Annotated in this window: 18 protein-coding genes; 12 read left to right on the forward strand and 6 right to left on the reverse strand. The window is 45.8% G+C overall.

Annotated elements, in window-relative coordinates; all coding sequences use genetic code 11:
• Positions 1-18: 18 nt before the first annotated feature.
• From aroB to AB6D58_RS07970, 12 genes are all read left to right on the forward strand, one after another.
• A complete protein-coding gene (aroB, locus tag AB6D58_RS07915) occupies positions 19-1,107 on the forward strand; it encodes a 3-dehydroquinate synthase (protein ID WP_017061124.1) in 1,089 nt (362 codons plus the stop codon).
• Between the two features lie 79 nt (positions 1,108-1,186).
• Positions 1,187-2,704: an SPOR domain-containing protein gene (locus AB6D58_RS07920; protein ID WP_017063695.1), complete on the forward strand. Its 1,518-nt coding sequence runs from the start codon at positions 1,187-1,189 to the stop codon at positions 2,702-2,704.
• 69 nt (positions 2,705-2,773) lie between these two features.
• A complete protein-coding gene (locus AB6D58_RS07925; protein ID WP_017061122.1) occupies positions 2,774-3,622 on the forward strand; it encodes a Dam family site-specific DNA-(adenine-N6)-methyltransferase in 849 nt (282 codons plus the stop codon).
• Between the two features lie 200 nt (positions 3,623-3,822).
• Positions 3,823-4,497 (forward strand): ribulose-phosphate 3-epimerase, encoded by a 675-nt coding sequence (gene rpe, locus AB6D58_RS07930; RefSeq protein WP_010435263.1) that lies wholly within the window; start codon positions 3,823-3,825, stop codon positions 4,495-4,497.
• 102 nt (positions 4,498-4,599) lie between these two features.
• Positions 4,600-5,286: a phosphoglycolate phosphatase gene (locus AB6D58_RS07935; protein ID WP_017061120.1), complete on the forward strand. Its 687-nt coding sequence runs from the start codon at positions 4,600-4,602 to the stop codon at positions 5,284-5,286.
• Between the two features lie 150 nt (positions 5,287-5,436).
• Positions 5,437-6,453, forward strand: coding sequence for a tryptophan--tRNA ligase (trpS, locus tag AB6D58_RS07940; RefSeq protein ID WP_016796005.1), 1,017 nt, complete (start codon positions 5,437-5,439; stop codon positions 6,451-6,453).
• Between the two features lie 385 nt (positions 6,454-6,838).
• Positions 6,839-9,433 carry an ExeM/NucH family extracellular endonuclease gene (locus AB6D58_RS07945; protein ID WP_372156920.1) on the forward strand — a complete coding sequence of 865 codons (2,595 nt, stop codon included), beginning with the start codon at positions 6,839-6,841 and terminating at the stop codon, positions 9,431-9,433.
• A gap of 200 nt (positions 9,434-9,633) precedes the next feature.
• Positions 9,634-10,212 (forward strand): aminodeoxychorismate/anthranilate synthase component II, encoded by a 579-nt coding sequence (locus AB6D58_RS07950; RefSeq protein ID WP_009848915.1) that lies wholly within the window; start codon positions 9,634-9,636, stop codon positions 10,210-10,212.
• 464 nt (positions 10,213-10,676) lie between these two features.
• A complete protein-coding gene (locus AB6D58_RS07955; RefSeq protein ID WP_372156922.1) occupies positions 10,677-11,888 on the forward strand; it encodes an aspartate aminotransferase family protein in 1,212 nt (403 codons plus the stop codon).
• 107 nt (positions 11,889-11,995) lie between these two features.
• Positions 11,996-13,015 (forward strand): arginine N-succinyltransferase, encoded by a 1,020-nt coding sequence (gene astA / locus AB6D58_RS07960; RefSeq protein ID WP_372156924.1) that lies wholly within the window; start codon positions 11,996-11,998, stop codon positions 13,013-13,015.
• Positions 13,016-13,054: 39 nt separating this feature from the next.
• Positions 13,055-14,512 (forward strand): succinylglutamate-semialdehyde dehydrogenase, encoded by a 1,458-nt coding sequence (gene astD / locus AB6D58_RS07965; protein WP_017066203.1) that lies wholly within the window; start codon positions 13,055-13,057, stop codon positions 14,510-14,512.
• 297 nt (positions 14,513-14,809) lie between these two features.
• Positions 14,810-15,601, forward strand: coding sequence for a DUF1338 domain-containing protein (locus tag AB6D58_RS07970; protein WP_010435216.1), 792 nt, complete (start codon positions 14,810-14,812; stop codon positions 15,599-15,601).
• Positions 15,602-15,778: 177 nt separating this feature from the next.
• Here AB6D58_RS07970 and crp read toward each other — a convergent pair whose 3' ends face one another.
• From crp to AB6D58_RS08000, 6 genes are all read right to left on the reverse strand, one after another.
• A complete protein-coding gene (crp, locus tag AB6D58_RS07975) occupies positions 15,779-16,411 on the reverse strand; it encodes a cAMP-activated global transcriptional regulator CRP (protein WP_004729651.1) in 633 nt (210 codons plus the stop codon).
• Between the two features lie 239 nt (positions 16,412-16,650).
• On the reverse strand, positions 16,651-17,520 hold the full coding sequence (locus AB6D58_RS07980; RefSeq protein ID WP_010435210.1) for a phosphoribulokinase: 870 nt from the start codon (positions 17,518-17,520) through the stop codon (positions 16,651-16,653).
• A 77-nt stretch (positions 17,521-17,597) separates the two neighbouring features.
• Positions 17,598-17,810: a YheU family protein gene (locus tag AB6D58_RS07985; RefSeq protein ID WP_010435208.1), complete on the reverse strand. Its 213-nt coding sequence runs from the start codon at positions 17,808-17,810 to the stop codon at positions 17,598-17,600.
• A 95-nt stretch (positions 17,811-17,905) separates the two neighbouring features.
• Positions 17,906-18,898 (reverse strand): hydrolase, encoded by a 993-nt coding sequence (locus AB6D58_RS07990; RefSeq protein ID WP_019825349.1) that lies wholly within the window; start codon positions 18,896-18,898, stop codon positions 17,906-17,908.
• Positions 18,899-19,104: 206 nt separating this feature from the next.
• Positions 19,105-19,575: a TIGR02444 family protein gene (locus AB6D58_RS07995; protein ID WP_017061113.1), complete on the reverse strand. Its 471-nt coding sequence runs from the start codon at positions 19,573-19,575 to the stop codon at positions 19,105-19,107.
• A complete protein-coding gene (locus AB6D58_RS08000) occupies positions 19,572-21,494 on the reverse strand; it encodes an ABC transporter ATP-binding protein (protein ID WP_017061112.1) in 1,923 nt (640 codons plus the stop codon). Before AB6D58_RS08000 ends, AB6D58_RS07995 begins: the two co-directional genes overlap by 4 nt.
• Between the last annotated feature and the right edge of the window lie 115 nt (positions 21,495-21,609).

Here is a 21,609-nt window from a genome sequence, read left to right on the forward strand (position 1 = left end):
TTTTCGGAGAGCAAACCCATGGAACGGATTACGGTCAATCTAGCTGAGCGTAGCTACCCTATCTCTATTGGCGCCGGGTTATTTGAAGACCCGGCGTACCTTTCTTTTTTATCAGGTAAGCAGAAAGTTGTTGTTATCAGTAATGTGACAGTAGCGCCTCTTTATGCTGATAAAATTTTATCGCTATTGGATCAAGTCGGCTGTCAGACATCTCTTCTCGAGCTGCCAGACGGTGAACAGTACAAAACCCTTGAAACGTTCAATTCAGTGATGAGCTATATGCTTGAAGGAAATTACAGCCGCGATGTGGTGGTGATTGCTTTAGGAGGTGGTGTTATCGGTGACTTGGTCGGTTTTGCTGCCTCTTGTTACCAGCGCGGTATTGATTTCATTCAAATCCCGACGACCCTTCTTTCTCAAGTGGACTCTTCTGTTGGTGGTAAAACCGCAGTAAACCATCCTCTTGGTAAGAATATGATCGGCGCTTTTTACCAACCGAAATCTGTGATCATCGATACCAACTGTTTATCAACGCTTCCAGAGCGTGAGTTTGCAGCGGGCATTGCTGAGGTGATCAAATACGGCATCATTTACGATGAAGCCTTCTTTGATTGGTTGGAGCAGAATCTAGAGAAACTTTATCAACTTGATGAAGAAGCACTGATTACCGCGATTGCTCGTTGTTGTGCAATTAAGGCTGAAGTGGTGGCTCTAGATGAAAAAGAGTCAGGAATCAGAGCGTTATTGAACCTAGGTCATACATTTGGTCATGCGATTGAAGCAGAACTAGGCTATGGTAATTGGCTACATGGTGAAGCTGTGTCGTCAGGCACTGTAATGGCAGCTAAAACAGCTCAATTACAGGGACTGATCTCTCAGCAGCAACTTGAGCGAATTATTTCTATACTCAAGAATGCGAAACTACCAATCCATACGCCAGAAAGCATGTCTTTTGAAGACTTTATGAAGCACATGATGCGCGATAAAAAAGTGCTGTCTGGTCAGTTGCGTTTGGTATTACCAACAAGTATTGGTACTGCTGAAGTGGTTGCTGATGTGCCTCAAGACATCATTAAACAAGCGATCGATTTCTGCCGTACTCTTTAAATTTGGTTGTGAGGTTGCCTAGCTAAACTCTAGGCAATTGAAGCGTTTTACTGATCGATCTTATCAGTAGGGATCCCCAATGAGTTTGGCTCATGAATTAAGAGTATTAGAGTTAGAATCTCAAGTTGAGCTGCTAGAGCGCTTACAGCTTTTGACTAACTTTGGTTCAAACCTTGTGACGGTTGCTGGCAAAGCTGGCTCTGGCCGATCTTGGTTGGCTCAGCGTTATCTTGAAGCATGGTCGACAGAAAAAAATCAGTGTTTACTGCTTTGTCATCCAAGCCAAGACGATCAACAACGCCGCGCGCTTATTCTTAGCCAAATTGTTTCTGATCCCCTGTTTAATCAACATGATTCTTTATCGGATAGCCTAACAAGGTTACTGGATGGAGAACCGTGTAATGTGGTTGTCGTCGTTGATGATGCCCAACGACTTTCTGAGCTATTGGTATCCGAATTATGGATGTTGGTACTGGAAGCTCAATCAAACACTCAATGGACGATCAATATCGTTCTCTTCTCGGAACCTGGCCACTTAGATACGTTATTAACGCGTTTGAGTTACGGTCAACAACACAAACCTATCGATCTTGAGATCGATGACCTTTCGCAACCAGAAGCTGAACATTTCTTTGAATCACTGGTGATTCGATATGTTGATGATGAGTCTGAAACTCGCGTGCGACGTGCGTTTAATAAAGCGCAACCTCTGCCCGGTGAGTTAATGGCTTTAGGAGAATTGAAAGTGGAAAAAAGGATTATTATTCGCTCAATTATTGGCTCACCCATCAATATCGCGATTGTGGTGGCCTTGCTGTTGATTTTAATTGGTGGTGGTTATTGGTGGATGTTCAGTCAACCAACCCCTGACGATAAAGCGCAATCTCTTATCGCTCCGATTGAACAGACAGCTATCCCAACTTTTGAAGTGGAAAGTGGTACCGAGCAAGCTGGAATCGACGGAATGGACGATTCTGAAGCCGAAGCTGACATGAGTTATCAAGGTGCTGATGACGACAGCTCATCTTTGCCACCGACTGTCGTTGAAGATACCGCGAGTGTTGGAGAAGTCGAACAAGATCAGCAGCGTGTCGTAATCACCTCTGATGTGGTTGATGCCTTGCTTGATGATAAACCTGAAAGTGCCGATACCAGTGCGATTGATGCTGCTGTTGAAGAAAACACAGGTGCCGCGGTGAGTTCGCAATCAGATGCAGACAAAGTGGAGTCACAGCCTTCAGCCGATGAAGCAACAGACCTAACACAGTCCACGCCACCGACTAAGAAAATTACATTCTCATTTTCTCGCGAAGAGTTACAAGCTATCTCTCCGCGAGCTTATACTTTGCAGTTGAGTGCGATGACCTCATTGGACGACGTACAGTCTTTCATTGAAGAGTATGACCTTGAGAACAAGGTTCGTATTTACCCAACACTTCGCAACGACACCAAGTGGTTTATTATCACTTATCAAGATTACCCAACGATTCAAGTGGCGAGAGACGCGGTAAGTGCGTTATCAAAACCCCTTCAACAGTTGGAACCTTGGGCAAAATCGATGAATCAAGTGCATCGAGAGATAGAACGTGCGAAATAACCCTGAGCTTAGCCTCAAAATATGTTACATTCCGCAGCCTTATTTTTGAGTTGATAGATAGAGCAGTAAATGAAAAAGCAGCGTGCCTTTCTAAAATGGGCTGGTGGTAAATATGGCCTAGTTGAAGACATCCAACGTCACCTGCCACCTGCTCGTAAATTGGTAGAACCGTTTGTCGGTGCCGGCTCAGTATTTCTGAATACTGACTTTGAACAGTACCTGCTTGCAGATATCAATCCCGATCTTATCAACCTGTACAACCTGCTTAAAACCGATCCTGAAACTTATATCACGGAAGCGAAGCGCTGGTTCTGTCCTGAGAACAACCGTAAAGAAGCCTTCTTAGATATTCGCGCTGAGTTCAATGGTACAGATAACGTCATGTATCGTTCATTGGCTTTCTTGTATATGAACCGATTTGGCTTCAATGGCCTATGTCGTTACAACAAGAAGGGCGGTTTTAACGTTCCATTTGGTTCTTATAAAAAACCTTACTTCCCAGAAGCTGAGCTGGAATTTTTTGCCGAGAAAGCGAAAAAAGCCACCTTCGTCTGTGAGGGATACCATGAAACCTTTAGCCGCGCGCGCAAAGGCTGTGTGGTTTACTGCGATCCTCCATACGCACCACTGTCGAACACGGCAAACTTTACCTCTTACGCAGGTAATGGCTTTAGCTTAGATGACCAAGCTGCACTGGCGGATGTTGCTGAAAAAGCAGCGATGGAACGAGGCATCCCTGTCTTGATCTCAAACCATGACACCACCTTAACGCGCCGTTTATACCATGGTGCAGAACTGAACGTGGTCAAGGTTAAGCGCACCATTAGCCGTAATGGCGCAGGGCGCAATAAAGTCGATGAGTTACTGGCACTTTTTCATAAAGAGAAAAACCAGCAACACGCTTCAGAAGAATTGTAGCGGCCAACATAACCCTCGAACTCATTAAATTGAGTGACCAACGGGTACTTTCATAAACTAATCTTTCGAACTGCTAGGATCTGCTTAGTTGCTTAGGTAGAATTGCACACCAAATAGTCTTGGAATTGAGTCTTGTATTTGTATATGAGATGTCACAAGGCGGTGATATTCGCAATTTACTCACTCTTAAGAGGTTTGGTATGAAAGATTTTCTAATCGCTCCATCGATTTTGTCTGCAGATTTTGCTCGTCTTGGTGAAGACGTAGAAAAAGTACTCGCAGCTGGTGCTGATGTTGTGCACTTCGATGTGATGGACAACCACTACGTACCTAACCTGACTTTTGGCGCGCCTATCTGTAAAGCGCTGCGCGACTACGGTATTACGGCTCCTATCGATGTTCACCTTATGGTTAAGCCAGTAGACAGCATCGTGCCTGAGTTTGCTAAAGCCGGCGCATCAATGATTACCTTCCACGTTGAAGCTTCAGAGCACATCGATCGCACTCTACAGCTAATCAAAGAGCACGGCTGTAAAGCGGGTGTGGTTCTTAACCCTGCAACGCCGCTTTCTTGCTTAGATTACATCCTAGACAAAGTAGACATGATTCTACTGATGTCTGTGAACCCAGGCTTCGGCGGTCAATCTTTCATTCCGCACACGCTAGATAAACTACGTGCTGTTCGTAAGCTGATTGATGAGTCAGGCCGTGACATTCGCCTTGAGATTGATGGCGGCGTGAAGGTTGATAACATCCGTGAAATCGCAGAAGCGGGCGCAGATATGTTCGTTGCGGGTTCAGCTATCTTCAATCAACCAGATTACAAAGAAGTGATTGATGAGATGCGTGCAGAGCTTGCAAAAGTAAACGCATAATCGTAAAACTAAAGATAGATTGAATATTAAGGGGCTAATTTGCCCCTTTTTTACGTCTTATAGCTCAACTCATAAGACGAACATAATAAATAGGAAAGTAAGATGTCATTAAGCTCAATAAAACTGATCGCCTTTGATTTGGATGGAACCTTGTTAGACAGCGTGCCTGATTTGGCCGTTGCTGCTGACCAAGCTTGTCAGGAGTTGGGCTTCCCTTCAGTGAGCGAAGAACAAGTTCGCGACTACGTAGGTAATGGTGCTGATGTTCTTATCGGACGTTCACTCAGCCGCAACCTGACGGTTGACCCAAGCCTTGAGCCAGAGCTCCTGAAAAAAGCGCGCATCCTGTTTGATGATTTCTATGAGCAGGGCGGTCACAAGCTAAGTCACCTTTACCCATCGGTTAAAGAGACGCTGGCTGAGCTGGATAAAGCCGGCTTCACTATGGCGCTGGTTACCAACAAGCCATCGAAGTTTGTACCAGACGTACTGGCGCAACACGGTATTGATAAGTACTTTGTTGATGTGTTGGGTGGCGACTCTTTCCCAGAGAAAAAACCGAACCCAGTCGCTCTGAACTGGTTGCTAGAAAAGCACAATGTAAAAGCGGAAGAGATGTTGATGGTTGGTGATTCAAGCAACGACATTAAAGCGGCTAAGAATGCAGGTTGTCACTCGTTTGGTCTGACTTACGGTTATAACCACGGCGAGCCGATTTCAGCATCAAACCCTGACTATGTCGCGGATAACGTCGCGCAATTACTAGATGTCGTTCTAGTTTCAGCATAAAGCGGACAAAAGTTAGCTAACCTACTAGCAAAATACTTATCAATGAGTACACTGGATGAGCCGTACAGAAGAGCTGTGCGGCTTTTCTATATTTAAGTTAAGAAGCTAAGCGTTCAATAAACTTAGCGAATAAGCAAAGGAATTAAAACCATGAGCAAGCCCATCGTATTGAGTGGTGTTCAACCATCTGGTGAACTAAGTATCGGTAACTACTTGGGTGCTCTACGTCAATGGCAACAGATGCAAGATGATTACGATTGCCAATACTGTGTTGTAGACCTTCACGCAATTACGGTTCGCCAAGATCCGAAAGCACTGCATGAAGCGACTCTAGACGCACTAGCAATCTGTCTTGCTGTCGGTGTTGATCCAAAGAAGAGCACGCTATTTGTTCAGTCACACGTACCAGAGCATGCTCAACTTGGTTGGCTTCTTAACTGTTACACACAAATGGGTGAACTGAGCCGTATGACTCAGTTTAAAGATAAGTCTGCACGTCACTCAAACGACGTAAACGTAGGCCTATACGACTACCCAGTGTTGATGGCTGCAGACATCCTGCTTTACGGTGCTCACCAAGTACCTGTAGGTAGCGACCAGAAACAACACCTAGAGCTAGCGCGTGATATCGCAACTCGCTTCAATAACATCTACGGTCCTGAAACGCCAATCTTCCAAGTACCAGAACCTTACATTCCAACAGTGAATGCACGTGTAATGAGCCTGCAAGACGCGACGAAGAAGATGTCTAAGTCGGACGACAACCGTAAGAACGTGATTACTCTGCTAGAAGAGCCTAAGTCGATCATCAAGAAGATCAACAAAGCGCAAACCGATGCAGAAACACCACCACGCATTGCTCACGATTGGGAAAACAAAGCGGGTATCTCTAACCTAATGGGTCTGTACTCTGCAGCGACGGGTAAAACGTTCGAAGAGATCGAAGCGCAGTACCAAGGCGTTGAAATGTACGGTCCGTTCAAGAAAGACGTAGGCGCAGCATTGGTTGAGATGCTTGAGCCGATTCAAGCTGAATATCACCGTATCCGTGCTGACCGTGCCTACATGGACGCAGTAATGAAAGCCGGTGCTGAAAAAGCCTCTGAACGTGCTGCAGTGACACTGAAAAAAGCATACGAAGCAGTAGGTTTTGTTACTCGCCCATAGGGTGAACTAACACAACTCGCTTGAGAATTTGAGCCCAAAGTAGCTGTTGTTTACTTTGGGCTTTTTCATGCCCATTCCATTTGCCTTCCTCGAAACCCCCTTGTTTGAATTGATAATTTACCCAGTATTTAGCTAGCATATCCATCGCTGTAATGCTGTGCAGATGATCTTATTTGGTACCCTCAAGCTTTATAAAATCACACTCGTTTCTATATATGTTGGAAATATATAACGTGCCAAACAATTGATGATTCCAAAGTGATAAGTTCCTCATTTTCTTGCCAACTGACTTATTCCTTTCATAAATAAACCTGATAGTTACCACAAAATACATGACTGCCCATAGATGGCAGTGACTATAACTCGATGAACTCAGGTGAAACGGATGGCTCTTTTACACAAACCTTCATTGCTAGCAGTGGCAATTGGTAGCTTGTTAACTACAAGCGCACACGCTGATTTGTTTATTTCACAATATGTGGAAGGCGGCAGCTATAACAAAGCGGTTGAGATTGCCAATAGTGGCGATAGCAGCATTAGTTTAGATGGTTACTCATTGGCGAAATCTGCCAATGGCAACGGATCATGGGGTGCCACTTTACCTTTAGATGGACACGTTTTAGCACCCGGTGAAGTACTCGTGGTCGCACATTCTAGTGCGAGTGATGAGATTAAAGCTCAAGCTGACATCATTAATGCCTCTATCGCCAATCATAATGGTGACGACCCGCTGGCTATCTTGAATTCAGACGGCTCGGTACATGATGTTGTTGGTTTGATGGGCGATGTGGACTGGGGCAAAGATGTTACTTTGGTTCGTGCGACACAAACACCTTCTGCGACGTTTGATGCTTCACAATGGGTATCGCTACCAAAAGACAGCATTGAAGGCCTAGGTTCACTAGACAGCGTTGAACTGCCAGAAGCGTTCACTTGTACACAAGATGGCTCTGACCCAGTATTCACCACCATTCAAGAAATCCAAGGTGAGGGCGCTACATCGCCATTCATCGATGGCTACCCGTACATCACCGACGATGAATATTTCGTAAAAGGTGTGGTAAGTGCGGTAACAACAGGCCTAACTAAAGGCTTCTACCTGCAAGCACTTGAGGATGATTTCAACTCAAGCACTTCTGAGGGTCTATTTATTCATACCAACCAGTCGAGCTCAGAGCTAGTAGCCGGTGATGTAGTGTGTGTGAAAGGCAAGGTTCAAGAATACTACAGCCACACTCAGCTGAAAGTAGAAAACAACCAATGGCTAAAACAGGGCGAGCAGCAGGCACCTGAAGCGACGGCGATTGAAGTGCTAGACAGTGACGAGAACTTCGCTGCAACGCTTGAACGCTACGAAGGCATGTTGGTGAAAACAACCGAAGCGCTTGATATGCGTGTGACGCGTGCCTTTGGTTATGACTACGCAGGTCGTCGTAACAACATGGTACTGGCGCATGAGCGTATTAACATGCAGCCGAACCAGCTTTTCGCCGCGGGATCTGACGAAGCGAAGCAGCAAACTGAAGACAACGCAGACCGCCGTCTTTTCGTTGAAACCGATCAAAAAGCGGCTGATGGACAAGTCCCTTTCTACCCAGATTTTGGCCGCACTGATATCGACCAAGATGGTTCAACAGAAGATTACATCCGCATTGATGACACCATTGTTGGCCTAGAAGGCGTGCTGACTTACAGCTACGGTGAGTACCGTTTAATTGCGACTAACCAGATCTCGGCTGAAAACTATGTGCGTAACGATCCGCGTACCGACAAACCAGACATGGATGAAGGCGACCTACGTATTGCGACCTTCAACGTATTGAACTACTTCAACTCTCCATTTGGTGGCGACGCGAATCAGCACGGCAATAACCGTGGCGCGAACACCATCACTGAGTTTGAGATGCAGCAAGAGAAGATTGTGAACGCGATTCTTCGCTTAGATGCAGACATCATTGGCTTGATGGAAATTGAGAACAATGGCTTTGGTGAAGGCTCTGCCATTCAGCAACTTGTAAACCAACTGAATGATCGCATTGAGCGTAAGAAAGACCGTTATACGTTTGTCGCTGTTGATTCAAATGAAGATGGCGTAACCGACGAGATGGACTCGATTGGTACTGACGTAATCACAACGGGTGTTATTTACCGTAAGAAGGTAGTTAAGCTAAAAGACAGCCGCGTTATCGCGATGCCAAGCCAACAAGCACCAGAGGTGTTAGACGATTCAGGTAAGGTGATTGAGGACGGTAAGAACTACCAGCGTGACTCATTAGCGCCAACCTTCAAGGTCAAAGGTACCAAAGAGAAACTGACCGTAGCGATTAACCACTTTAAATCTAAAGGCTCTAAGTGTTGGGAAGATGCAGCACCGGTTGAACAGGGTGGTCAAGGTGGTGTTGATGCCGACAAGCAAGGCTCATGTGAGAACTTCCGCGTAGCTGCGGCGGTGGCACTGGGTGAAGCGCTCGATGGTATCAAAGGTCACAAAGTGATCCTGGGTGATATGAACTCGTACGGCATGGAAGATCCAATGCTGGTGCTAACCGATTACTCGGAAGAGAAATACGGCAAGCAGATCAAAGCAGCCCGTAATACCTACATTGATGGTGTTGAGCAGTTTGGTGATAGCGGTGCGGTGATTACGAAGAACTACGGTTATATCAATGCTGTGGCTCAAAAGCACCCAGACAGCTGGAGCTACTCATACAATGATGAAGTTGGCGCTCTAGACCACCTGCTGATCAGCGAAAGCCTGAAAGATAGGGTTGTCGATGCTACCGATTGGCACATCAATGGTGGTGAGTCGACGTTGTTTGACTACAACGAAGAGTACAAAGGTGACCTACCTAAGTACCAAGATCACTTCCGTTCATCGGATCATGATCCTGCCGTTCTTGAGCTAAGAGTAGGCGGTTCATTTGGCTTCGGTGCTCTTATGTCACTATTTGGCTTAGCAATGTGGCGTCGTCGTAAGTAGCTCAATCACAAATAGATTGGCTTGCCATACAAGTAAGCCAATTCAGATAACTTAACGCTATCTGTAAACAATTAAGGTCAACTTAGGTTGGCCTTAATTATTGGCGAAATGCAGTTTCCACTTGCCTTTCGCTATGGGTATTGCACAATACCGCCCCTATATCTCCCAATCCTTTAGTATTTAGCAAACGATTTCGACCCATGTTACTTATCATCGATAACTACGACTCTTTTACCTATAACTTGTATCAGTATTTCTGTGAGTTAGGGGTAACTGTAAAAGTTGTTCGCAACGATGAGATTGATATTGCGGGCATCGAAGCGCTAAATCCTAGCCATCTTGTTATCTCGCCGGGCCCATGTACGCCCGATGATGCGGGAATTTCGCTGCAGGTGATTGAACACTTCGTTGGTAAGCTGCCGATCTTAGGTGTGTGTCTTGGTCATCAAGCCATTGCTCAAGTCTTTGGTGGTGAAGTGGTGAGAGCCAGACAAGTGATGCACGGTAAAACCTCGCCTATTCGTCATAACGGGAAGAGTGTTTTTCAAGGTCTCAATAACCCTCTGACTGTGACTCGTTACCACTCTTTAGTGGTGAAAAACGGCACATTACCAGACTGTTTTGAGCTGACGTCTTGGACGGAATTTGAAGATGGTAGCATGGATGAGATCATGGGTTATCAACACAAAACCTTGCCGATTGATGCCGTCCAATTTCACCCTGAATCGATTAAAACAGAGCAAGGACACCAGCTTCTTGCTAACTTCTTAGCGCGTTGAGTGTTTAAATTTGGCTTTTCATTCGTTCAAATAAGCCAGTTAAACGTATTACCTCGTTCGTTAAGCGTTTTAATTCGGGCGCGCCGCGTCTTCATCCCTCTGACGCCGATCACTTTTTATAACATTTCTCCCTCTTCAGGCTAAGTTTTTAGTCTATGCAATATTATTCGCCTTATTTCCTCTCGAACCCCTTATACCGCTGTACCAGTAAGGCTTTGCTGTTGATGGATAGACGTTTAGTTAAAAAAAGCTTCATAAAACAGATTGTTTGATGCATAAATAGTCATAGGTAGTGACGTTTAGCTGGTTGTTAGGGATGGCTAAAGAATAATCTACTATTGAAAAGGTTAATTAAATGTAAATATAATGCTGCAGCGGGATTATGGCGGGACAAAATATCTTTATCTCACTTATGAACCATTACGCTTATTTGCGAAGCTTGCGGTATCGAGAAGGAATGTACGATGACAGTGGAAAATAAAGTAGAACGTAGTCTTTTTAATGAGGTGATGGTGCCTTGTTATAACCCAATGGAAATGATCCCGGTAAAAGGGGAAGGCGCACGCGTTTGGGACCAACAAGGCCGAGAGTATATCGACTTTGCTGGCGGTATCGCTGTGAGCTGCTTGGGTCACTGTCACCCAGCAATGGTGAATGCCGTTACTGAGCAAGCAAACAAGATTTGGCATCTGAGTAACGTGATGACCAACGAACCTGCACTGCGTCTAGCGAAGAAGCTAACTGACGTATGTTTTGCAGAAAAAGTATTCTTTGCCAACTCTGGCGCAGAAGCGAATGAAGCAGCATTGAAGTTGGCTCGTCGTTGGGCGGCAGATGTTCATGGCCCTGAGAAATCTGAAATCATTGCATTCAAACAAGGTTTCCATGGTCGTACTTTCTTTACTGTAACTGTAGGTGGTCAAGAAGCTTATTCTGACGGCTTCGGTCCTAAACCGGGCGATGTAACTCACCTGCCTTACAATGATATTGCCGCGCTAGAAGCGCACATCTCTGATCGCACATGTGCAATCATGATGGAACCTCTGCAAGGTGAGGGTGGCATCATCTCTCCAACCTCTGAGTTTGTGAACACGGTTCGTGAGCTGTGTGACAAGCACAATGCGCTGCTTATTTTTGATGAAGTGCAAACAGGTAATGGCCGTACGGGCAATTTTTATGCGTATCAAGGCCTAGGTGTGACACCTGATATCTTAAGTACAGCAAAATCACTCGGTGGTGGTTTCCCTATCGGCGCGATGCTAACAACGACTGAACTCGCGACACACCTAAAAGTCGGTACGCACGGTTCAACATACGGCGGTAACCCACTAGCGTGTGCCGTTGCTGAAGCGGTTGTTGACGTCGTTAGCCAACCAGAAACCTTAGCTGGCGTAAAAGAGCGTGAAGCGCTATTCCGTGATGGTCTAACTAAGATTAACGACAAATACCAAATTTTCAGTGAGATTCGTGGTAAAGGCCTATTGTTAGGTGCTGCACTGAATGACGAATGGCAAGGGCGTGCGCGTGACGTATTAGTAGCAGCAGGCGAGCAAGGCCTAATGGTACTGGTTGCGGGTGCAAACGTGGTTCGTTTTACTCCATCACTGGTTATCACTAAACAAGAAATTGAAGAAGGTTTATCAAAACTAGACAAAGCAATCGCTACGCTAGTTTAGCCTGAGCGGCGTCATAGGAATGATCGCCAATAGAGCGATCCCATGACGTTCTGCTAAAGGCCCAAGCTTCTGGTTTTGGGCCTATTTTGCATCTGGAGGGAATATTGATGCTAGTTGTTCGCCCAATAAAACTGTCTGATTACGATGCGCTGCACACCTGTGCAGTTGAATCAGGTCATGGATTCACATCTCTTCCGGTTAACGAAGAATTGTTAACTAACCGAATTACCCATTCTGAATACAGCTTTGCGAAAGCAGACGTGACCGAACCCGGTGATGAAGGCTATCTAATGGTGGGTTTCGACGCTGAAACTGGCGAAGTTGCTGGTACAACGGGTATCGAAGCTTCCATTGGCTGGGATGTGCCTTTTTACTCGTACCACATCAGTAAAGTGGTTCACTCTTCACAGCGCCTTAAAGTGAATAACGTGGTTAAGCTGTTGACGTTTGGTAATAACTACACAGGCTGCAGCGAAATTTGCACGTTATTCTTGCGCCCTGACTTCCGTGGTGGTTTGAACGGTCGTTTGATGTCGAAGTGCCGATTCTTACTGATGGCTGAACACCCAGAGCGTTTCTCGAAAACAATTTTTGCTGAGATGCGGGGGGTATCGGATGCCGAAGGTAATTCTCCTTTCTGGCAATGGCTGCAAGAACACTTCTTCTCGATTGATTTCACACTTGCTGATTATCTAACCGGTATTGGTAAGAAAGGCTTCATTGCTGACCTAATGCCTAAGCTACCTATCTACGTGAACCTACTGAGCAAAGAAGCTCAAGCGGTGATCGGAGAGGTACATGACAATACGCGCCCTGCACTTAAGTTGCTGGAACGTGAAGGTTTCACCAACCGTGGTTATGTCGACATCTTTGATGCAGGCCCAACGGTTGAGTGTGATCTAAGAAACATCGAATCTGTGCGTCACTCAATTCGAGCACAGGTTCAAATTGCAGAGCACTCTAGCTCTAAAGACTTCCTAATTGGTAATACCTCGTTTGAGAACTTCCGCGCAGTAGCCGCGAAAGGTGCGTATGACCAAGCAAGCGACACAGTGATTTTATCATCTGAAGTAGCGAGCGCTCTTGAAGTAAAAGAAGGCGAATTCGTTCGCATGTTGGCTCAGTAAGAGCGGCGATTATCTGTCGAAGATTTTAAGGATAGAAGTATGACTCAGTGGATAGCAGGACAGTGGGTGGCAGGTCAAGGTGACGCCATGACATCAGTAAGCCCATACAACAATGAAGTAGTGTGGCAGGGTGATAGCGCAACACCAGCGCAGGTTGAATCTGCAGTAGCAGCAGCTCGTGAAGCCTTCTTGGTTTGGAAAAAATTGAGCTTTGCAGAGCGTGAAGCGATCGTGTTGAACTTTGCTGAGAAGGTAAAAGAGAACAGCGAAGAGATTGCACAGATTATTGCAAAAGAGACGGGTAAACCGATTTGGGAAACTCGCACTGAAGCGGGCGCGATGGCAGGCAAGATCGCCATCTCTATCCGTGCTTACCACGAGCGTACCGGTGAAGCTTCACGTGAAGCGGCTGGCAACCAAATTGTACTGCGTCACCGTCCATTGGGCGTGATGGCGGTATTTGGGCCTTATAACTTCCCTGGTCATCTACCTAACGGTCATATTGTTCCAGCTCTGCTATCGGGCAACACCGTAGTATTCAAGCCTTCAGAGCAGACACCTTGGACGGGTGAATTCGCAATGAAGCTATGGCAAGAAGCGGGTCTTCCTGCTGGCGTAATCAACCTAGTGCAAGGCGCTAAAGAGACAGGTATCGCACTGGCTGATGCTAAAGGTCTTGATGGCGTGCTATTTACGGGTAGTGCGAATACTGGTCATATCCTGCATCGTCAATTCGCGGGCCAACCGGGCAAGATGCTGGCACTAGAAATGGGCGGCAACAACCCTATGGTGATCAGCGACCAATACGGTGATGCAGACGCAACGGTATACACTATCATCCAATCGGCGTTCATCAGTGCTGGTCAGCGTTGTACATGTGCTCGTCGCTTGTATGTGCCTGTTGGCGAGAAGGGCGATCTGCTTCTAGATAAACTGGTCGCAGCTACGCAAAAGATTCGTGTCGATCAGCCTTTCGCGGAACCAGCTCCTTTCATGGGCCCTCAGATCTCTGAAGCTGCCGCTAAATTTATTCTAGACGCGCAAGCTAATCTGCAATCGTTAGGTGGTGTCAGCCTAGTAGAAGCAAAAGCGGGTCAAGCGGCGTTTGTTTCTCCTGGTATTATCGACGCAACCAACATTGCTGAACTGCCGGATGAAGAGTACTTCGGTCCATTGCTGCAAGTGGTTCGTTACCAATCGCTAGAGCAAGCGGTTGAGCTAGCTAACGACACTCGTTTTGGTTTGTCTGCGGGTCTTGTATCAACAGATGATTCTGAATGGGAATACTTTGTTGACCATATCCGTGCGGGTATTGTTAACCGTAACCGCCAGCTAACAGGCGCAAGTGGTGATGCACCATTTGGTGGCCCGGGGGCTTCGGGCAATCTACGCCCAAGTGCTTACTACGCCGCGGACTACTGTGCTTACCCTATGGCTTCAATGGAAGGTGGTGAAACTCAACTTCCAGCAACGTTTAGCCCGGGTATTGAGCTTTAATTTCTGAACTACAGGTTTATGAACCATAGATTTATGAAGCACAGGTTTATGGACCGTGGTTTTATAAGCTTAATGCTTTTTTGACTTAGGCTTATAAGGTACTAGGCTCATTCGTTAACTTTGAAATAAGGAAGTGGTGTTATCGCTTCCTTTTTCCATCACGTCCGACACCTAGATTGGGCGGTAGATAATAATAGAACAAGTATGTCACAGGCTGATGGCTGCTGACTCTGTGTCCAGCCTCTCCCTCTCTAATCCAAATTACTAGCTTGCTAGAACCTCTGACAAGGAGTCACCATGACGCCCGATCTACTCTTTAAATCACTTTGGGACGATTACATTCACAGGCTTTGTCCATCGGCTGAGAAAGTACATCACTTGCTGAAAGAAGACGAAGCTCTGATTAATGATCACATTGCACTGCGTACTTTCAATGTTGCTCCGCTAGGTATTGAAACATTGGCTAAGCCTTTCCTTGAGCTAGGTTATAAAGCGTGTGGCGATTACTTGTTTGAGAGTAAGAAGCTAGTCGCGAAGCATTACGAGCACCCAGATCCAAATCAACCTAAAGTGTTCATTAGTGAGTTGAAGGTCGAAGAGTGTTCAAGTGACTTACAACAGATCGTTGCTAAATTGGTTGAGCAAGTCGACGTAAGCAAGCTTCAAGGCCATGAATTCTTGTTTGGTGGTCGTCTATGGGACTTGAGCTTCGCAGATTTCCAAGTGCTTGCAAAAGAGAGTGAATACGCGTCTTGGCTCGCAGCTCATGGTTACGGTGCCAACCACTTTACAGTGAGCGTTAATCAACTCGATGCTTTTGATGAAGTGCAGGCAGTGAATGATTATTTGAGCGAATCAGGCTTCACGATCAATGCATCTGGTGGCCAGGTTAAAGGCTCTCCAGAGGTCTTATTAGAGCAATCATCAACAATGGCAGATAAAGTCCCAGTTTCATTTGTTGAGGGCAATGAGATGATTCCTGGAGGCTTCTATGAGTTCGCTAAGCGTTATGCGATGGCTAATGGTGAGCTTTATACCGGTTTTGTGGCAGCATCGGCTGACAAGATCTTCGAAAGCACTAACGGTTAAAGAAAGATACGAGTACGGACTTTACCCTAAAGATGCAGATAGGCTTCGCTTCGAGAGTGTTTGCGCTTCGAAGCTGTAGGTGTTTCATTCGTATTTTCTTTGTAGATCTTTAGAAAACAAAAAAGCCACCAAATTTGCATTTGGTGGCTTTCAAATTTTAGGCTCAGTTAATCGAGATTAACGAGTGCCATATACCACGATAGTTTTACCGTGTGCAGAAATTAGGTTCTGCTCTTCTAGCATCTTCAAGATACGACCAACTGTCTCACGAGAACAACCAACGATCTGGCCAATCTCTTGGCGAGTGATCTTGATTTGCATGCCGTCAGGGTGAGTCATTGCATCTGGTTGTTTTGCTAGGTTTAGTAGCGTTTGTGCGATACGACCAGTTACGTCAAGGAACGCTAAGTCACCAACTTTTTGGCTAGTTACTTGTAGACGGTTTGCCATTTGCGCTGATAGACGCATTAGGATGTCTGGGTTCACTTGGATAAGTTGACGGAATTTCTTGAAAGAAATTTCAGCTACTTCACAAGGAGATTTTGCACGAACCCAAGCTGTACGCTCTTGGTCTTCTTCGAATAAGCCTAGCTCACCGATGAAGTCGCCTTGGTTTAGGTAAGAAAGAATCATTTCCTTACCTTCTTCGTCTTTGATAAGAACTGCCACAGAACCTTTAACAATGTAGTACAAGGTTTCTGCCTTTTCACCAGCATGAATCAAAGTACTTTTTGATGGGTACTTATGAATATGACAGTGTGAAAGGAACCACTCTAATGTTGGATCGGTTTGAGGTTTACCTAGAACCATAATATCTCACTTCCTCTGCAGGGTATGCTTGCCGCTTTCCGTATTTTAGCTAAGCCTGGATTGACTTGTAGGATAAGAGCACTCGTTGAGCGCTGCAAGCTATCTTGTGTTTCGTTTAAGAATAGTATCCTTTTTCAGGTACTATTTCTTGATTTTAATCGTGACCAAGCTACGATTTTTTACGCAAAATTGTGCACATGATCACGGTATGAAAAGTAATCAACCAGAATGGTGCTCTGTTAACCAATTTTTCCGGTTTCGATGAGTTGTTGTAGGATCGGCCTTACAATGAGCTCCATAGCAAAACTCATCTTCCCTCCTGGTACCACAAGCGTGTTGTGGCGAGACATAAATGAGCCATCAATCATAGCTAAAAGGTAAGGGAAATCGACGTTTTTGATGCCGCGCAAACGTATAACAACGAAGCTTTCGTCTAAACTTGGGATCCCTTTAGCGTTGAGAGGGTTTGATGTGTCTACCGTTGGAACACGCTGAAAGTTGATGTGAGTACGCGAAAACTGAGGAGTAATGTAGTTAAGGTAATCATCCATCGAGCGAACAATCGAGTCCATTACTGCTTCACGAGAATGACCACGATCGCGTGTGTCGCGAACGAATTTCTGGATCCATTCTAAGTTGACGATAGGTACCATGCCGATCAGCAAGTCGACGTGTTGAGAAACATTGATATCGCCATCAACCACACCGCCGTGCAGGCCTTCGTAAAACATCACATCTGAATTTTCTGGGATCTCTTGCCATGGCGTAAAGGTGCCTGGCATTTGATTGTAAGGAACGGCTTCATCGAACGTGTGCAGGTAGCTACGTACCTTGCCTGTACCTTCGTTACCGTATTTACGGAAGAACTCTTCTAGCGCACCAAAGTCGTTGGCTTGTGGACCAAAGTAGCTGATGTGCTTACCTTGCTCGCGCGCTTTACGGATCTCGACATCCATCTCTGGGCGAGTGAAGCGATGGAAACTATCCCCTTCAACCCAAGCGGCCTTCACGTCCATCATATTGAACATTTTACGGAAGGCTTCTGAGGTGGTGGTGGTGCCGGCTCCAGATGAACCCGTCACCGCAATAATTGGATGTTTAGCGGACATGACAACCCTTGTCTTTTGAGTAACTTACTTGTTAGCAATCGTTTACCACTATAACACGGCTCATTTATGAGCGCAGCTTAGAAGCGTTTTGTGACTTGAATATCAACGGTTTCATGGAGCTCAGAAAACACAATGCTGACTTCTCCTGAAGCTAATTGATGTTTCACTTGATCAATCTTGTTTTGCAGTGAAACCTCTACGTCGCCGTAGTCTGTGCCTTCACGCAGCACGAACTCTTTGATGAGGTTTTCCAGCGTCTCTGGCGCAATGTCTTGCCATGGGATGATCATAAATACTTCTCTCTTTTATGTTCATAAATAGGTTTATTGATGTAGAAATGCGTGTGCTTAGTATTGTTTTACTTCTATTTACTAAGGCTCGGTCATTATGCCGAATCTTGGATACTTTCATAGTAGGCAGGCAAGGCTTCTTCTAACCAAAACCTTGGCTTGAGTGTACTGCCAGTAATAAACCCAACATGGCCGCCTTTTTGAAACAGTCGATAATCGATGTTATCGGGCAGAACAAATTTTGGGATCACATCATCGGTCATGAAAGGGTCGTCTTTGGCATGAATGATCTGAGTCGGTAGTTTGATCTTATTGAGCTTAGGCAGAGCAGAACATTGCGCATAATAATCTTGTGCATTTTTGAAGCCGTGCAGAGGCGCAGTGATTCGTTCATCAAACTCATACAGTTTGGTGATGTTCTTGATGGCTTCAGCGGTGATGCCAAGTTTTTCCTGCAGCAGGTTAACCTTTTTTAGCGCATTCGATTTTAGAGAGTTGAGCAGGTACTTCTTATAGAGCTTGGAGAAACCACGCTCAATACGACTAGAGCAACACGCTAAGTCAAAAGGAGCAGATACGATGGTCGCCGCCGACAGCAATGGGTCGTCTGCGTACTCAGCCAAATAGTTCGCCAGCATGTTTCCACCTAAAGATATGCCAACCGCAACCTTAGGGTTATTCGGAAACTGGGCGTGCAGGTGTCTTAGAAAAAAGCGCGCGTCTTCGACTTCACCTGAATGGTAAGCGCGAGCCAGGCGATTGGGTTTTCCGCTGCAGCCTCTGAAGTGCATCATCACGGACAACCAACCATCTTTAGCAAACGCATTCATTAATCCATTGGCATAAGGGCTCTCAAAGCTACCTTCTAAACCGTGGAATAGAACGAATATCGGCTTGCTACTGCGATCATTCTTATTTGAGGTGTCACCGTCTGGTGATTCGCTCCAAGCAAGATCAAGAAAGTCACCATCGGGTGTTTCTAAGGTTTGCCAGTGAGGATGAAACAGCGCCTGCTTTCGAATAAACCGTGGCACTAAGGTTTGTAAGTGCGGATTAGAGAGACCAGCAGCTGCGGTAAATATTGTCATAAAAACGATCCATGCTTCTTTTACGGGTTTTGATAACGTGTTGAGTTTGTAACGAAACGCCCACGTTTTTATTTGAGCTTGGTTGATTCTCGGCATAAGCGCAAGGCTTCACTTATACGAGATACAAAAACAGGCTATGGGTAACCGTTTGAATAATATCAAGGTTAAGCTTGGATCTTGATTGAATAAAAGGGAAAGAGAATGAGCTAGGGCTGTGGTGCTGGTTCAGAAAAAGCGTCGTAGAGGTTTTCAGCCCCTAATAAACGACAGTACTGAAAAGTGAGCGGTGATTGCTGGTTAGCGTACAGCTGTAGGGAGTTTATACAGTCGACCAGATCGGACTGTTGTTGCTTTTCAAGCTGTAACTCAAACTTTAGCGCTTCACGGTATAGAGAGTCGACAACGTGTGCTTTGAGATGTTTACGTAGCTCTCGATAGCTATGAAGCAGGGTTTCAGAGCGGCTCAAGCACTGTTGAACCTTGTGCCACTCCTCTTCAGCAAAAGACAATTGCTGCTCATCAAGCCATTTGAGAAGCAGCAGTAGATTGACGTTGCCGTGGAACTGGTTTTGCAAAGCTAGGCACGCATCCTTTACACCGCGCACACTGTAATACTGAAGGCTAAATTGCCATAGTCGTTCCAGTGTTAGTGATATTGGGGCGTGCTCTGGGCTCATAAGCTATCCATATCCTGTTCCATCTGCTCAAGCTCTTCTTGAGTGGACATCCAATCCATTTCAACTTCTTCTAGCTGTGACTTACTGCTCGCTTGGAGAGCGAGTACTTTATTCAGTTTAGCCTTATTTTCAGCTTCATACAGTGATGTGTCGGATAATTCTTGCTCAGCTTCTTCAAGAGCCTGCGTTAATTTATCCATCTGCTTTTCAAATTGAGTGAGCTTTTTACGAAGTGGTGCCGTCAGTTTACGGAACTCGGCTTCTTTACGTTTCTGCTCTTTTTTCGCTGCTGCACTGTTGGCGCCGTCTTTGGCTGGTGCCAATGCTTGTGCTTCTTTGCGCTCAACTTTCTGTTGCTCGGTTAGCCACTTGTAGTAATCGCTTAAGTCACCATCAAACGGTGCGACTTGGCGGTCGTGTACAAGGTATAAATCATCGGTAGTTGCACGCAGTAGGTAACGGTCGTGCGATACGATAACCATTGCGCCTTCAAACGTCTGCAGGGCAAAAGTCAGCGCTTGACGCATGTCGAGATCCAAGTGGTTGGTTGGTTCATCGAGTAGCAACAGGTTCGGTTTTTGCCATACCAGTAGCGCCAGAACTAAACGCGCTTTTTCACCACCAGAGAAGGGTGCCACTTTATCGAGCGCTTTTTCACCTTGGAAACCGAAGCTACCTAGGTAATCACGCAATTGTTGCTCGGTGTGTTTAGGGGCAATCTGCATCATGTGCTGCAGCGGTGTTTCTTCTGGGTGCAACGTTTCTAACTGGTGCTGTGCAAAGTAACCAATCTTAACGCCTTGCGAATAACTCAGTTCACCGCCTTGCTGTTTAAGTTCGCCAGAAAGCAGTTTAATCAGTGTTGATTTACCAGCACCATTTCGACCAAGTAGACCAATACGGCTACCCGGTACTAGGTTCAGGCGAATTTTCTCTAGAATCAGATTGTCATCATAGCCCGCTGATACTTCATCCATCATCATGATTGGATTTGGTAGCGCGTCTGGTTCTCTAAACTCAAAGCTGAATGGATTATCAAACTGAGCAGGCAGCACTTGTTCCATTTTCTCTAGCGCTTTAATACGGCTTTGCGCTTGGCGAGCCTTTGAAGCTTTGTAACGGAAACGGTCAATGTAGCTCTGCATGTGAGACATCTGTTTCTGCTGCTTTTGGTACATCGCTTGTTGCAGAATCAGTTTTTGCGCTCGTTGGGTTTCGAACGATGAGTAGTTACCCGTGTACTCATTGAGCTGTTGGTTTTCAACGTGCACGATGCGGTTGACGATAGGGTCTAAGAAGTCTCTATCGTGCGAGATAAGCACTAGCGTGCCAGGGTAGCTTTGTAACCAACGCTCTAACCACATTACTGCGTCTAAATCCAAGTGGTTGGTAGGCTCATCGAGTAGCAGTAGGTCACTGCGACACAGTAGGGCTTGCGCTAGGTTCAAACGCATACGCCAACCACCTGAGAATTGAGTCAGGTTCCATGTCATTTGTTCTTGGCTAAAGCCTAGGCCATCCAGTAACTCGGCAGCACGTGCCTTTATGCTGTAACCACCAATGGTTTCAATCTTGCCGTGGATCTCTGCTACCAATGTGCCATTGTCGGCTTGTTCAGCTTTCTCTAGTTGATCTTCAAGGCCGCGGTATTCACGGTCACCATCAATCACGTATTCAATTGCTGTTCTTTCTAATGCAGGGGTTTCTTGAGCAACCCAAGCCATTTCCCAATGGGCAGGTTTGCTGAATGAGCCCGCATCAATAGACAGTTCGTCCTTAATTAAGGCGAATAGCGTAGATTTACCACAGCCGTTTTTACCAACCAAACCGATCTTGTCGCCAGGGTGAAAAGTCGCAGATGCTTGGTCGAGGAGTGGCTTACCGCCGCGTAGCAATTGAATATCAGAGAAAGTAATCATAATTGAAATAGCATAGAAATTAGAGGTGAACAGACGCCTGCATAGTAGGCTGAAACCAGATAAAAGTCGATCACAATGCAATTTGCGTTATGATGCCAATAACATATTAATAACT

The sequence above is a fragment of the Vibrio sp. 10N.239.312.D08 genome (genome assembly GCF_041466145.1).
Lineage (GTDB): Bacteria > Pseudomonadota > Gammaproteobacteria > Enterobacterales > Vibrionaceae > Vibrio > Vibrio crassostreae_C.

Bases quoted from the DNA above. Each gene is read 5' to 3' on its own strand.
- AB6D58_RS07995 (WP_017061113.1), bottom strand. From the start codon at position 19,575: ATGAGCCCAGAGCACGCCCCAATATCACTAACACTGGAACGACTATGG.
- AB6D58_RS07990 (WP_019825349.1), bottom strand. From the start codon at position 18,898: ATGACAATATTTACCGCAGCTGCTGGTCTCTCTAATCCGCACTTACAA.
- AB6D58_RS07970 (WP_010435216.1), top strand. From the start codon at position 14,810: ATGACGCCCGATCTACTCTTTAAATCACTTTGGGACGATTACATTCAC.
- aroB (WP_017061124.1), top strand. From the start codon at position 19: ATGGAACGGATTACGGTCAATCTAGCTGAGCGTAGCTACCCTATCTCT.
- AB6D58_RS07925 (WP_017061122.1), top strand. From the start codon at position 2,774: ATGAAAAAGCAGCGTGCCTTTCTAAAATGGGCTGGTGGTAAATATGGC.
- AB6D58_RS07955 (WP_372156922.1), top strand. From the start codon at position 10,677: ATGACAGTGGAAAATAAAGTAGAACGTAGTCTTTTTAATGAGGTGATG.
- AB6D58_RS07935 (WP_017061120.1), top strand. From the start codon at position 4,600: ATGTCATTAAGCTCAATAAAACTGATCGCCTTTGATTTGGATGGAACC.
- AB6D58_RS07980 (WP_010435210.1), bottom strand. From the start codon at position 17,520: ATGTCCGCTAAACATCCAATTATTGCGGTGACGGGTTCATCTGGAGCC.
- trpS (WP_016796005.1), top strand. From the start codon at position 5,437: ATGAGCAAGCCCATCGTATTGAGTGGTGTTCAACCATCTGGTGAACTA.
- AB6D58_RS07945 (WP_372156920.1), top strand. From the start codon at position 6,839: ATGGCTCTTTTACACAAACCTTCATTGCTAGCAGTGGCAATTGGTAGC.
- AB6D58_RS07950 (WP_009848915.1), top strand. From the start codon at position 9,634: ATGTTACTTATCATCGATAACTACGACTCTTTTACCTATAACTTGTAT.
- AB6D58_RS08000 (WP_017061112.1), bottom strand. From the start codon at position 21,494: ATGATTACTTTCTCTGATATTCAATTGCTACGCGGCGGTAAGCCACTC.
- rpe (WP_010435263.1), top strand. From the start codon at position 3,823: ATGAAAGATTTTCTAATCGCTCCATCGATTTTGTCTGCAGATTTTGCT.
- AB6D58_RS07985 (WP_010435208.1), bottom strand. From the start codon at position 17,810: ATGATCATCCCATGGCAAGACATTGCGCCAGAGACGCTGGAAAACCTC.
- astD (WP_017066203.1), top strand. From the start codon at position 13,055: ATGACTCAGTGGATAGCAGGACAGTGGGTGGCAGGTCAAGGTGACGCC.
- astA (WP_372156924.1), top strand. From the start codon at position 11,996: ATGCTAGTTGTTCGCCCAATAAAACTGTCTGATTACGATGCGCTGCAC.
- crp (WP_004729651.1), bottom strand. From the start codon at position 16,411: ATGGTTCTAGGTAAACCTCAAACCGATCCAACATTAGAGTGGTTCCTT.
- AB6D58_RS07920 (WP_017063695.1), top strand. From the start codon at position 1,187: ATGAGTTTGGCTCATGAATTAAGAGTATTAGAGTTAGAATCTCAAGTT.